General features: G+C 64.6%; 14 protein-coding genes and 1 pseudogene. 6 read left to right on the forward strand and 9 right to left on the reverse strand.

The window, feature by feature from the left end:
• Positions 1-299 precede the first annotated feature (299 nt).
• Positions 300-701 carry a hypothetical protein gene (locus tag JQ580_RS29940; RefSeq protein WP_212284333.1) on the reverse strand — a complete coding sequence of 134 codons (402 nt, stop codon included), beginning with the start codon at positions 699-701 and terminating at the stop codon, positions 300-302.
• Positions 702-1,006: 305 nt separating this feature from the next.
• On the opposite strand from JQ580_RS29940, the gene JQ580_RS29945 reads away from it, so the two are divergent.
• Positions 1,007-1,264: a DUF2798 domain-containing protein gene (locus JQ580_RS29945; RefSeq protein ID WP_212284335.1), complete on the forward strand. Its 258-nt coding sequence runs from the start codon at positions 1,007-1,009 to the stop codon at positions 1,262-1,264.
• 7 nt (positions 1,265-1,271) lie between these two features.
• Here JQ580_RS29945 and JQ580_RS29950 read toward each other — a convergent pair whose 3' ends face one another.
• The 3 genes and pseudogenes from JQ580_RS29950 to JQ580_RS34015 all read right to left on the reverse strand — a co-directional run.
• Positions 1,272-3,059, reverse strand: a complete 1,788-nt coding sequence (locus JQ580_RS29950) for a chloride channel protein (RefSeq protein WP_212284337.1) — start codon at positions 3,057-3,059, stop codon at positions 1,272-1,274.
• 11 nt (positions 3,060-3,070) lie between these two features.
• A complete protein-coding gene (locus JQ580_RS29955) occupies positions 3,071-3,724 on the reverse strand; it encodes an L-fuculose-phosphate aldolase (RefSeq protein WP_212284339.1) in 654 nt (217 codons plus the stop codon).
• Between the two features lie 165 nt (positions 3,725-3,889).
• Positions 3,890-4,116 (reverse strand): annotated as a pseudogene (locus JQ580_RS34015) (MarC family protein); the annotation flags it as partial.
• Between the two features lie 246 nt (positions 4,117-4,362).
• Between JQ580_RS34015 and JQ580_RS29960 the strand changes: the two are divergent.
• The 4 genes from JQ580_RS29960 to JQ580_RS29975 all read left to right on the forward strand — a co-directional run bounded on the left by JQ580_RS29960 (position 4,363) and on the right by JQ580_RS29975 (position 8,032).
• The gene (locus JQ580_RS29960) at positions 4,363-4,929 is read left to right on the forward strand and encodes a YciE/YciF ferroxidase family protein (RefSeq protein ID WP_212284341.1); all 567 of its coding nucleotides are present in this window, start codon (positions 4,363-4,365) and stop codon (positions 4,927-4,929) included.
• Positions 4,930-5,082: 153 nt separating this feature from the next.
• On the forward strand, positions 5,083-5,466 hold the full coding sequence (locus tag JQ580_RS29965; RefSeq protein ID WP_094891270.1) for an Hsp20/alpha crystallin family protein: 384 nt from the start codon (positions 5,083-5,085) through the stop codon (positions 5,464-5,466).
• 8 nt (positions 5,467-5,474) lie between these two features.
• Positions 5,475-7,859: an endopeptidase La gene (lon, locus tag JQ580_RS29970; protein ID WP_212284343.1), complete on the forward strand. Its 2,385-nt coding sequence runs from the start codon at positions 5,475-5,477 to the stop codon at positions 7,857-7,859.
• 5 nt (positions 7,860-7,864) lie between these two features.
• On the forward strand, positions 7,865-8,032 hold the full coding sequence (locus JQ580_RS29975; RefSeq protein ID WP_212284345.1) for a hypothetical protein: 168 nt from the start codon (positions 7,865-7,867) through the stop codon (positions 8,030-8,032).
• Between the two features lie 72 nt (positions 8,033-8,104).
• Here the strand turns inward: JQ580_RS29975 and JQ580_RS29980 are convergent, their stop codons facing one another.
• The 4 genes from JQ580_RS29980 to JQ580_RS29995 form a co-directional block, all read right to left on the reverse strand.
• Positions 8,105-8,407: an HU family DNA-binding protein gene (locus JQ580_RS29980; protein WP_212284347.1), complete on the reverse strand. Its 303-nt coding sequence runs from the start codon at positions 8,405-8,407 to the stop codon at positions 8,105-8,107.
• Between the two features lie 340 nt (positions 8,408-8,747).
• Positions 8,748-9,980 (reverse strand): acetyl-CoA C-acetyltransferase, encoded by a 1,233-nt coding sequence (locus JQ580_RS29985; protein WP_212284349.1) that lies wholly within the window; start codon positions 9,978-9,980, stop codon positions 8,748-8,750.
• Positions 9,981-10,104: 124 nt separating this feature from the next.
• On the reverse strand, positions 10,105-11,568 hold the full coding sequence (locus JQ580_RS29990; protein ID WP_212284351.1) for a GH1 family beta-glucosidase: 1,464 nt from the start codon (positions 11,566-11,568) through the stop codon (positions 10,105-10,107).
• Between the two features lie 152 nt (positions 11,569-11,720).
• Positions 11,721-12,128, reverse strand: coding sequence for a hypothetical protein (locus JQ580_RS29995; RefSeq protein ID WP_212284353.1), 408 nt, complete (start codon positions 12,126-12,128; stop codon positions 11,721-11,723).
• A 38-nt stretch (positions 12,129-12,166) separates the two neighbouring features.
• On the opposite strand from JQ580_RS29995, the gene JQ580_RS30000 reads away from it, so the two are divergent.
• Positions 12,167-12,379, forward strand: coding sequence for a hypothetical protein (locus JQ580_RS30000; protein ID WP_212284355.1), 213 nt, complete (start codon positions 12,167-12,169; stop codon positions 12,377-12,379).
• 88 nt (positions 12,380-12,467) lie between these two features.
• On the opposite strand, the gene JQ580_RS30005 is transcribed toward JQ580_RS30000, so the two are convergent.
• Complete coding sequence (locus tag JQ580_RS30005) at positions 12,468-12,830, reverse strand: hypothetical protein (protein WP_212284475.1); 363 nt, start codon at positions 12,828-12,830, stop codon at positions 12,468-12,470.
• Between the last annotated feature and the right edge of the window lie 52 nt (positions 12,831-12,882).

The raw sequence follows: 12,882 nt of genomic DNA on the forward strand, positions 1-12,882 counted from the left end.
CGCACGTGGCCTCGGGCTCACAGGGACTACCCGCCCTGCCCGCGCCTCTCGTGCCGACGCTGCCGCGTCCACCGCAAGCCCGGCTCGCGATCGTGACGACTTCACGTCGCCCCTCCTGGGTGAGCCGGGATGGGCGACACATACGCCGAAACCGAATTTCGGTAAAGTGGAATATTTTCGCGCGCGTGGATTGATAGAGCGCGACACAGGCTCAGTCCCCGCAGGGTATCAACGTGCAAAAGGGCGGCGCACAGCACCGCCCTTTTCGTCAACCAATCGCGGCTGCGTTGAAGAGCCGCTCAGTAGCCCGGATCGTAATAGAACGGGCTGCCGCCGCCGTAATAGCCCTGCCCGCCATAATAGCCGGGACCACCATAGTAGGGGCGCGGAGCATAATAACGGTTCTCGTAATAGTCGCGGCGCCGCTGCTCGGCGATCACTCCGCCGATGATACCCGCCGCGGCGCCCATGAAGGCGAGACCTGCGGCGTTCGACCCGCGCCGATAATAGTGCCGACGGCGGGCCGCGCTGAAATCGGTGACGTCGGAAGAGCCCTGGCCTGCCGTGACGGGCTGCGCCGACACCGCCCCGGGGGACGCCGCAGCCGAGGGCGATGCTGAGGTTGCGACCAATGCCAGGCTTGCGAACGCGGCCAGGACCATCTTGCGGCCGGCTGGGGAAATCACGGGTCGAATCGTCATTTTTGACCTTCCTAAAATCTTGCCGATGCTCTTGTGAAAGGTAGGGATCTGCAAACCTGATTCAATGCGCAACCCGTCGGGATAGTTTCATGCTCGCGGCAATCCGCCACGCTTTGAACGATTATAAACCAGACGGTCGGATCCCAGCTTGAACCACCGAACCTGAGCGGATAATGAACAGCCGCACCGTTTTTCGGTCGCCGTAAGCGTTTTACGTGAACCAACGCATCAACCGACGCCGTCGGGATCGATGCCATTTTCCAGGGTTCACCGTGACTGACGCGTCCTTTTCCAAGAGAAATCAGATGATTGTGGTTCGCAAACTGCCGGCGCGCTATGCGCCGATCGTGATGCCGTTCGTGCTCTCCATCCTCATGACGGCCGTGGTGTCGGTCATTTCGACGCTTCGGAGCCTGGGAGCGACGCCCGCGTTCCTCGCGACCTGGCCGGGCGCCTGGGCGCTGTCCTGGCTGGTGGCTTTTCCGACGCTGCTGGTGGTGCTGCCGTTGGTCCGGCGGATCGTGACGCTGGTCGTCGCGGCCCCGCCTCAACCAGGCCGATAGAAGGCGCCTACGACAACGCTCCCAACACCCCGCGCGTCGCCTTGTCGATCTCTTCGACATAGCGGCGGCGGGCAAAGGTCTCGGTGAGGAAGCCGACCACCTTCCGACTGTCGGTGGAATCGACCACCGCCAGCATCTCGGCTTCGGCCTCGTCGAACACCGCCATCGCCGACTTCACGTTCATTTCCGGGATCAGCACGATGTCGATCAGACGGGCAAGCTCGATCACCTGGATCTCGTCGGCGATGGTATCGAGATCGCTGGAAAACAAATCGGGCAGCATGACGAGACCGACATATTCGTCGGAGTTGTTGACGATGACGATGCCGGGCCGCGATCCCAGAACGAACTCGCGGCGGACCGCGGCGATCGTCGTCGTCGAGGGCACCTTGCCGACGTCGGAGCGCATCAGCCGCTCGACGGTGAGATTGCGCAGCCAGCCGACGTCATTGGCGCTGCGGATGGTCTCGCCGCGCAGATGCAGGCGCCAGGTCGAGAAGGAATGGCCGAACATGAAGCGGACGCAGATCGAGGTGACGATGCAGCCGGCGAGCACAACGGCGGTGACGTCGACGTTGCGGGTCATCTCAAGCACCAGGAACGACATGGTCAGGGGGCCGCCGACGATGGCGACACCGAGCGTCGCCATGCCAGTCAGCATCGCGACCAGCGGATCGATGGCGAAGTTCGGGCTGATCAGCAGCAGCACCGCGGCAAAGAACTTGCCGATCAGGCTGCCGACGAACAGCGATGCGAAAAACAGGCCGCCACGGAAGCCCGAGGCGAGCGAGATCAGGCAGGCCGTCACCTTCAGGGCGATGATCAGCGCGATCAGGCCGATCGTCATGTCATGAAACAGATCGAGCACCATGGCGCCGTGGCCGGCCGCCAGCACCTGCGGGGTGATGATGGCAAAGCCGCCGACGATGAGCCCGCCGGCCACCGGGCGGAGCCAGACCGGCAACCAGACGAACAGCCGCTCGAACATCGGCGAGGAACGCATCACCGCGATGCCGACGCCGCTGGTGATGAGCGCAAGCCCGATCAGCGCCAGATATTGCTCGACGCCGACGGCGCTGACCTTGGGGATCTCCAGCGAGTATGGCGCTCCGCCGAGCCATTGCGCGGTCAGGGCGCCGGCAAGCGAGGCTGCCAGGATCGGGGCCGCGCTGCCGACCGAGTAGACGCCGACGATCAACTCACAGGCATAGAAGGCGCCGGTGATCGGCGCGCCGAACGCCGCCGCGATCGCAGCCGCAGCGCCGCAACCGACCATCAGGCGCAGATCGTTGCGGCGTAGATTGAAGAACTTGCCGAACAGCGAGGCGATCCCCGAGCCGATCTGGGTATAGCCCGCCTCGAGACCGACCGAGGCGCCGCAGCCGTTGGAGATCAGCGTCTGGCTCGACACGATGACACTGTCGCGCATCGACAGATTGCCGCCGCGCAGCGCGTTGGCCTCGATCGGGTCGACCGCGTTCGAAATCTTCATCCGCCGCCGCGACCATTCCATGATGCCGAGCGCCAGCCCGCCGAGCGCGGGTGCGATCAGCGCAGCCCACGGACTGACGCTCGCGTGGGCCGACAAGTGGACATCGACGGGAATTCCGTAGATCACCACATGCGCGATCTGGGCGATGTGCGCCATCAGCGTCACCACCGCGCCCGCCAGCGTGCCGATCACCAGCGACAGCGGGATCAGGTAGAACTCGTTGCTGCGCAGGAGGGCGCGCAGCCGAACCATGGTGCGGTTCGTCCCCTTGCCGTCCATGAGATGCCTGATCCGCAGCAACACTTCTGTCCGCCCTACCCTTCCGACAGGCCGTAACCGGCCATGCGCTGGCGGACCCGCTCGATCTCGGCGCTGGCGAGCAGCGGCGGTTGTCCGATCTGAAGACAGCCGTGATATTGCCGCGCGAGGGTTTCGACCTCGACGGCGAGCCACATCGCCTTGTCCAACGTCTTGCCAATCGCGATCATGCCGTGATGGTCCAGCAGGCAGGCAAGCCGCCCCTCCAGCGCCCGCACCGCATGTTCGGACAGCTCCGCGGTACCGAACGTCGCATAGGGAGCGCAGCGGATGCTGTCGCCGCCGGCCGCCGCGATCATGTAGTGCACCGGAGGAATCTCCATGCCCATGATCGCCAGGATGGTGCAATAGGTCGGATGCGCATGCACGACGGCGTTGACGTCATCGCGCGACTTCAGGATGTCGCGATGGAAGCGCCATTCGCTCGATGGCTTCTGATCGGGCGCGTGCGCACCGTCCATGGTCATGAAGACGATCTGGTCCGGCGTCATGGCCTCATAGGGCACGCTGGTCGGCGTGACCAGGAGCCCGTCCACATGCCGGACGGAGATATTGCCCGAGGTGCCCTGATTGATGCCGAGCGCGTTCATGCGCCGGCAGGCGTCGATGATGGCCTGTCTCTTGGCGGGCTCGTCCGCTGTCATCGACATCCCGATTTCCTGACGATCGTCTTGTTAGACCCGAAGTACGTCAAAGCAATATGGCAGCGCAAGCGAAAGCGGCCCGGATCCGGCGCCACTTCGTCGCCCCTGCTGCCTAATCACGAAATGGACGGCAAAATCAACGGATTCACGGATTGTCGCAGCCGCTTGGCAGCTGGCCCAGGCGGCCGCAATCCCGTTGATCACGCACTGCACGGAATAGGCCGTAAGCAGCATGCCGAGGATGCGCGAGAGCATGGCATTCCGGCGCGCCCGAAGGTCTTGGCGATCAGCTGCGCCGAGACGAAACACGCCATGCCAAGCAGGCAGACCGAGAGAACGACCACGGTGATCACCGCGACCCTTGCCCCATGGCCGGCATTGCCCGAAAGCTGCAGCGTGATGAAAGCGTACAGGGCGAAATCGAGCGCGTGCCGGCAGGGCGTTGGAACGATGGCTGGCGGGCCGACTTAGCCCAGCGAGTGGGGCGCAACTCGATCGCGAGTCGAGGCGCTGTAGCGCCAGCAAGATCGCCCCGATCTGAGGGATCGCCAGCTGCACTTGGAACTTTCGTTCATCAGGCGGCTTTCATCGCCCGAGGATTGAGGAAGGCGACGCCTTCCCGTGTGACCTCAAGAGGAGGACGTATGGCTAAACAAGCAAAGAAGCGCACGACCAAGAAGACCGCCGCGCGGCGACCGCGCCAGGCTCCCAAGATGCTCAGCGACCTATTCCTGGAGACGCTGAAGGACATCTATTTCGCCGAGAACAAGATCCTCAAGACCCTGCCCAAGATGGCCAAGGCCGCAAACTCGAAGCAGCTCGCTGCGGCCTTCAACAAGCATCTTCGTGAGACCCAGGGTCAGGTCAAGCGTCTGGAGCAGATCTTCAAGATGCTGGGCAAGCCGGCGCGCGGCAAGCCCTGCGAGGCCATCAACGGCATCACCGACGAAGGCGCCGAGATCATGAAGGACTTCAAGGGCGCCCCGGCGCTCGATGCGGGCCTGCTCGCGGCCGCCCAGGCGGTCGAGCATTACGAGATCTCCCGCTATGGCACCTTGCGCACCTGGGCCGAGGAGCTCGGCATGCAGGACGCAGCAAAGCTGCTTCAGGCGACGCTGGACGAGGAAGAGGCGACCGACCATGCGCTGACCGAGCTTGCGACGTCCGTGATCAACCTCGAAGCCGAACAAGAGTACCGCGACGCGGCCTGACCCGCGCCCCGTTACGATGACAGAACGCCGCGGCACCTGCCGCGGCGTTTGCTTGTGCGATCGCACGACGGCGCATGGCACGTCAGCGCCAGGGCACTGGACTTCCGGGGAACCAGCCCCATATGCAGGCTTTCCCATCCCTGAGCCCGCATCATGCAACCGAAGAATCCCCTCGACTGGATGCTGTCCGAAGCCCTGGACCAGCTGACGCGCGCCGACCGGCTGCGCCAGCAGTTCGGCCGTCAGGAAGCCTGCTGGGAGCCGCCGATCGACGTGCTCGAAACCGAGCACGAGCTGCTGATCCTGGTCGCGCTTCCCGGCGTCAATCCCGACAATGTCGAGACGGTCATTCATGACGGCGTGCTCGTGGTATCCGGCCAGCGCACGCTTCCGCCTGAGCTCCGCAAGGCCCGCATCCACCGGCTCGAGCTGCCGCAGGGCCGCTTCGAGCGACGCATCGCGCTTCCCGTCGGCCGCTATGCCATCAGCCGCTTCGTGATGGACGGCTGCGTCGCGCTGCGTCTCGCCAAATCCTGAGGTCGATCATGGCCACCGAACAGATGAACAACGAACAGACCAATAACGACGTGAAGATCCCCGAGGACGCGCTGATCATCATCCCCGTGCGCGAGATGGTGCTGTTCCCCGGCGCCATCGCGCCGATCGCGATCGCGCGGCCGAAGTCGGTTGCCGCCGCGCAGCAGGCGCTGCGCGAGCAGCGGCCGATCGGCATCGTCCTGCAGCGCAGTCCCGAGACCGACGAGCCGGGCCCGGACGATCTCTACCGGGTCGCGACCATCGCCAACATCGTGCGCTACATCACCGCGCCCGACGGCACGCATCACATCGTCTGCCAGGGCGTGCAGCGCGCGCGCATCCTCGATTTCCTGCCGGGCACCCCGTTCCCGGCCGCGCGGATCCAGCAGATTCCGGAGCCGACCACGACCTCCCCCGAGATCGAGGCGCGTGCGCTGAACCTGCAGCGCCAGGCGATCGAGGCGATCGAGCTGCTGCCGCAGGCACCGCCCGAGCTGGCCGCAATGTTCCAGGGCACCACTGCGCCCGGCGCGTTGGCGGATCTGGCGACCTCGTTCATGGACATCAAGCCGCAGGACAAGCAGGAGGTGCTGGAAACCATCGACCTCGCCTTGCGGGTCGAGAAGGTGTCCAAGCATCTGGCCGAGCGGCTGGAGGTGCTGCGCATCAGCAATGAAATCGGCCAGAAGACCCGCGCCAGCTTCGACGAGCGGCAGCGCGAGGCGATCCTGCGCGAGCAGATGGCAACCATCCAGCGCCAGCTGGGCGAAGGCGACGGCAAGGCGGCCGAGGTCGCCGAGCTGACGGCTGCCATCGCCAAGGCCAACATGCCGCCCGAGGCGGATGCGCACGCCAAAAAGGAGCTGCGCCGCTACGAGCGCATGCCGGAGGCCGCCGGCGAAGCCGGCATGGTGCGCACCTATCTGGACTGGCTGATCGAGCTGCCCTGGGCGCTGCCCGAGGAGAAGCCGATCGACATCAAGGCGGCGCGAGCCATTTTGGATGCCGATCATTTCGGCCTCGAGAAGATCAAGGGCCGGATCATCGAATATCTGGCGGTGCGCAAGCTGGCACCGCAGGGCAAGGCGCCGATCCTGTGCTTCGTCGGTCCGCCCGGCGTCGGCAAGACCTCGCTCGGCCAGTCCATCGCACGCGCGATGGATCGCCCCTTCGTGCGCGTCAGCCTGGGCGGCGTGCATGACGAGGCCGAGATCCGCGGTCACCGCCGCACCTATATCGGCGCGTTGCCGGGCAACATCATCCAGGGCATCAAGAAGGCCGGCAGCCGCAACTGCGTCATGATGCTGGACGAGATCGACAAGATGGGCCGCGGCGTGCAGGGCGATCCCTCGGCGGCCATGCTGGAGGTGCTCGACCCCGAGCAGAACGGGACGTTCCGGGACAATTACCTGGCCGTGCCCTTCGACCTCTCGCGCGTGGTGTTCATCGCGACCGCCAACATGCTGGACCAGATCCCGGGTCCTCTGCTGGATCGCATGGAGCTGATCAGCCTCGCCGGCTACACCGAAGAGGAGAAGCTGGAGATCGCGAAGCGCTATCTGGTGCGGAGGCAGCTCGAGGCCAACGGCTTGACGGCCGAGCAGGCCGAGATCGAGCCGGAAGCGCTGAAGCTGGTGGTCAAGGGCTACACCCGCGAAGCCGGCGTGCGTAACCTCGAGCGCGAAATCGGCAAGCTGTTCCGCCATGCCGCGGTGCAGGTCGCCGAGGGCTCGGCCGCGAAGGTCGTCGTGGGTGTGAAGGACATTGCCACCGTGCTCGGCCAGCCGCGCTTCGAGGGCGAGATCGCGCAGCGCACCAGCGTTCCGGGCGTGGCCACCGGCCTTGCCTGGACGCCGGTGGGCGGCGACATCCTGTTCATCGAGGCATCGAAGGTGCCCGGCAAGGGCGGCATGATCCTGACCGGTCAGCTCGGCGAGGTCATGCGCGAGAGCGTGCAGGCGGCGCTGACGCTGGTGAAGAGCAAGGCCACGCAACTCGGCATCGATCAGTCGGTGTTCGAGAAGAGCGACATCCACGTTCACGTTCCGGCGGGCGCAACCCCGAAGGACGGACCGAGCGCGGGCGTTGCGATGTTCACGGCGCTGACGTCCCTGCTCACCAACCGCACGGTGCGCAGCGACACCGCCATGACCGGCGAGATCTCGCTGCGCGGCCTGGTGCTGCCGGTCGGCGGCATCAAGGAGAAGGTGGTGGCTGCGGCCGCCGCCGGCCTGAAGCGGGTGATGCTTCCGGCGCGCAACAAGCGGGACTACGACGACATCCCGAAGAGCGCGCGGGACAACCTCGAATTCATCTGGCTGGAGCGGGTCGACGAAGCCATCGCTGCCGCGCTCGAGCCGGTCGAAGCTCAAATCGGTGCAGCGGCGGAGTGAGGACGATGAAGACACTGCTGGACAAAGCGAAGCGATCGCGGACGACGCAGCGGCTGCGCCAGTTGCTGGATCGCGCGGTCGACCGGGTTCGCGACGGGCTGTCGGCACCAAGACCAGGCTCGGGGCCGCAGCTTCAACCCGTTCCTGTCAGAGTGAAGCGCCGCAAGGGTTGAGCCCTCCGTCTCACGCCCTCGCGGCTGCCCCAATCAAAAGGCCCCCTCCTACCCGAGGGGGCCTTTGCGTTGTTAGCCCACGGCGTCCTTGGCCGCCTTGACCGGGCGGGCGCGGACGATCTTGCGGGCCGGCTTGGCCTTGAACATCATCTCTTCACCCGTGAACGGGTTGGTGCCCTTGCGAGCCTTGGTCGCAGGCTTCTTGACGACCACGAACTTGGCGAAGCCCGGCACCAGGAACAGGCCGTTCTTCTTGAGCTCCTTGTGACCAACGTCGGTCAGCGTCTCCATGACGTTCTTGACGTCGCGCTTGGAAAGCTCGGTAGCGGTCGCAATCTTTTCGATCAGTTGCGATTTGGACATTTGGGTTGCCATCGTGTCTCCTCTGATTCGTGACGGCTGCATATTAGACGAACCGGCGAAGGCCTATAGCCTTCCGCACCGTTTTGTCGCGATTTTACGGGCATTTTTGGCCCTCTGTGGCAAAAAACCCTGCATTTTAGCCACTTCCAGTGCGGAAAAAGCCTAGGGCAGCGGATTTTGCCTTGTTTCAAAGGCCCGCACGACATCTTGCTAGAACTGATTCGCCGCTTTCGACAAGCGTCGACCGGCCTCTTTGTGAAAGGCCGGTCGTGTTTCACCCTGAAAAATAAGGGTCGGAGCGAATGCCGCCCGTCTTCCTCCCCGTAAAAACAAGGAGAAAGCGGGCGATCGGTCAGACGCGCTCGATGATGATGGCCGGCGCCATGCCGCCTGCGGCGCACATGGTGACGAGACCACGCTTGAGATCGCGCCGTTCGAGTTCGTCGAGCACGGTGCCGATCAGGATCGAGCCGGTGGCGCCGATGGGATGACCGAGCGCGATCGAGCCGCCATTGACGTTGACCTTGGCGCGATCGAGCTCGAGGTCGCGGATATATTTTTCCGCCACCACCGCAAACGCCTCGTTGATCTCGAACAGGTCGATGTCGTCGATGGTCAGCCCCGCCTTCGCCAGCACCTTGCGCGTTGCCGGCACAGGCGCGTTCAGCATCAGGGTCGGGGAATCTCCCATGTTCGCCATCGCGACAACGCGGCCGCGCGGCTTGAGACCATGCGTTCGGGCATAAGCGGGCGAGGCCAGCAGGATCGCGGCGGCACCGTCGACGACACCGGAGGAGTTGCCGGCGTGATGCATGAAGTCGATGTTCAGATCCGGATACTTTTGGAGGATGAGACCGCGATAGGTCGTGCCCTTGTCGTCGATCGCATAGTCGGCGATGGCTGGGAATGCCGGCTTCAGAGCGCTCAGCCCTTCCATCGTGGTCTGCGGCCGCGGATATTCCTCGTGGTCGAGCGCAAGGCTGCCGTCCTCGCGATGCACGGGCACGAGGCTCTTGTCGAAGTGACCGTTCGCAATCGCGTGCGCGGCGCGCTTCTGGCTCTCGAGCCCGAGCGCATCGACGTCCCGCCGCGTGATGCCTTCGAGCGTCGCGATCGCATCCGCGCAGACGCCCTGGTGCGATTGCGGATGCCGCGCGCGCAGGCGCAGATTGCCGCTATCCATCATCATCGGACCGCCGCCGCGGCGTCCTTCCATCGACATCATCTCGCAGCCGCCGGCGATGACGAGGTCTTCCGCCCCCGCCATGACCGAAGCGGCTGCCATGTTGACGCTGGTGATGCCGCTTCCGCAGAACCGGTCGAGCGTCACGGCGCTGGCACGTACGTCGTAACCGGCATCGAGCGCCGACATCCGGCCGAGATCGCCGCTTTGGGTCGCGACCTGCGCGCTGCAGCCCCAGACGATGTCGTCGACATCGGCGGTGTCGATGCCGGTACGCTCTGCGAGCGCCCGCAGGACGGTGGCCCCGAGCTGCTGCGGATGAATGCCGGAGAGTGCTCCCTTGCCGGCCTTGCCGACGCCGCGCGGGGTCCGGCAGGCATCGATGATCAGCGCGTCAGCCATTTGGCGTTGTCCTCTCGTTACGGGTTGTTGAGGACGGTTTTGAATCAGGGGGCGAGTGGAGTCAATGCGGGAGGTTCAAGCCACTCCCTCCGATTTTCCGCTGCGCGGTTGGCGATAAGGCCGACTATGCACCCGCCGCGTTCTTGGCAATCACGTTGCGATAGAAGCTGGCGCTGAGTTTGGGCGTGCGGACCTGGGTGTCGAAATTGACGTGGTAGAGCCCGAAGCGCTTATTCAACCCGTACACCCATTCGAAATTGTCCATCAGGCTCCAGAGGAAATAGCCGCGCACCGGCACGCCCTCGCTGGTGGCGCGCTGCAGCTGGGCGAGATAGTTGCGCAGATACATGATGCGGTCGGTGTCGTAGATCTTGCCGTCCGGCGTGACGGCGTCGTCGCCGGAGGCCCCGTTCTCGCTGATGTAGATCGCGTCCGTCTTCCAGATCTTCGCCGCCAGCTTCGGCACCCAATAGAGCGTCTCCGGCCCGACGCGCAGCCAGTCCGAGTTCATGTGCGGAAACGATTTCGGGATCGGCAGTGGCATGAAGCCCGCGCCCTGGTCGGACGCCACCACGTAATTCTGCGGCGCGTAGATGTTGAGGCCGAGAAAATCGACCGGCGAGGAGATGATCTTCAGCTCCGCATCGGTGAATTTCGGTGCGCTGGGCCCCGCGAATTTCAGGAAGGCGTCGGTATACCTGCCCGTCATGATGACGTTGAGATAGCCGGCATTCATTTCGCGCAGCGCGATCTCGGCGGCACGAACGTTCTCCGGCGTGTCGATGGCCGGCGCGCAGGCATCGACGTTCTCGGCCGGCCCCACCCTGGTGCCGCGGCGGCCATGGGCGCGAACGGCCTGCACCGCGAGCCCGTGCGCCAGAGCGCTGTTGTGCCTGATCTGGTTGACCTCGGCCTGCGGCAGCATCACGCCCGGCGCGTCGATGCCGATGCCGTAACCGAAATAGACGAAGCGGCCGCTCTCGTTCAGCGTAAACACGTTCCTGACGCGGTCGGTCAGATGCTCGGCGACGTAGGCGGCGTAGTCGCCGAAGATCTTGCAGGTCTCGGTCGAGCGCCAGCCGCCGAAGCGGTCCTGCAACGATTGCGGCAGGTCCCAATGATAGAGCGTCAGCCACGGCTCGATGCCGTTCTTCAGGAGTTCGTCGACCAGCCGGTTGTAGAAGTCGAGCCCCTTGGGGTTGGGCTTGCCGTCGCCGTCCGGAAACAGCCGCGGCCAGGCCACCGAGAAGCGATAGGCCTTGCAGCCGAGCGCCTTGATGAGCGCGATGTCCTCCTTGTAGCGGTGATAGTGCTCGTTGGCGCGGTCGCCGGTGGTGCCGTCCTCGATCTTGCCGGGGATGCGCACGAACTTGTCCCAGATCGAGGCCCCTCGCCCGTCCTCGTTGACCGCGCCCTCGACCTGATAGGACGAGGTCGCCGTGCCCCAGACGAAGCCGGCCGGAAAGCCGCCGCCGGCGCGCGGCGGGGATGCCGGCCGGGCTTCGGCCGCGCCGCGCGAACCGGTCAAGCCGGCTGCGGACAGCCCCGCGAGTTTCGCGAACCGGCGACGCGAGACCTTGTCCGACATTGATGCTTCTCCGCTTCCAGACTGTTGCGGGCGCACAATGGCGAGTCCATGGCGGTTTGAGAAGCAAGCTTTGGGACAAGCGGGATGCAGAATCGCGCGGCCCGGGGCGCGACATATGGATGCGGGCCAGCCTGCGCGCCGGCCGTCCGCGATCAGCGCGAGCGCCTCGGCAACTTTGGCAGCTTGTCGGGGTTGAAAGCCGGCATCGACTCCGCTCGGTCCGGCGCCGGCGTCTGTTGTTCGGCGAAAATGAGCGTTCCCTGGAGGATCATTCCCGGTACCTGCCGCGCGATTGCGGTGTAGGTTGCGATCTTGCCCGGGCAGTTCCCCTCGATGTCCAAAGTGAGATTGTCCTCCACGCCGAACACCGTCACACGTCCGTCGGTATGGCGCTTCGTCGACACGGTGGCGGTGAAGCGATCTCCATCGACCCGGCACGAGCCGTGATAGGTCATCACGCTGTCACGGCCCCAGATCTGCCCGTCCGCGACATGGACGATGCCGGTCCCCTGATCGAGCGGCGTCTGGTACCACGCCGCGTATGTGCCGTCCTTCAGCATGGGAGCAACCTCCCTGGCATTCCCGCAGGATCATCCGCATGATTGGCGCTAAGAAAGCGTTAATCACGCCATCCGTGCCAATCCGGCCTGTCCCTGCGCAGCTCGGCTTCGAGATCCTCGACGATACCGTGAAGCAAGCACGCGGCGAGCGGATCCGTCACCTCCCGCTCCAGACGCCGATACCGCGCGATCTGGCATTCCTGCTCTCTCACTTGGCGCTCTGTCATCAGATGAACCCTCCGGTAAACTGACGCACGGAGAGCCGGACAGTTTCGTTAAACTTTTCAGATCATTTGTCATGGTTTCCGGTTGGTAAAGACAGCGTCGCGACGCGGGCCTTCATGATGGCAGGCGAAGCCAGACGTCCCTGCTTGCCAGCGTGCCGTTGGGCGTGGCGATCTCCATGTCCACGACGCGCAGAGAGCCGGGCTCGTTCGCATAGATGTATTTGAGGTGCCACATCAGGCCCAGATCCGGTGAAATGACAAAATCGTCCAATCCGTCGGTGATATCTCGAACGGCCTCGCGATGCGTCAAGGGCGCAGAAAACATCGCTTCGATGAGCTCGGCGAGGCTCATGCCCTCCACGAGCATAAGTCGCGCGACCTCGTCACCGTAGACGTGCCGAAGCGCTGAAACGATAGCAGCGACAGCATCCGGATTCTTCAACGCCACAGCAAAGCGAGCCTCCGGAGCCATCATGCCGGAGGCGGCATATTCTGCAAGCTCAGCGTGCGCCATCGCGGAACGGGGC

The sequence above is a fragment of the Bradyrhizobium sp. SZCCT0148 genome, from assembly GCF_018129985.1.
Taxonomy (GTDB): domain Bacteria; phylum Pseudomonadota; class Alphaproteobacteria; order Rhizobiales; family Xanthobacteraceae; genus Bradyrhizobium; species Bradyrhizobium japonicum_H.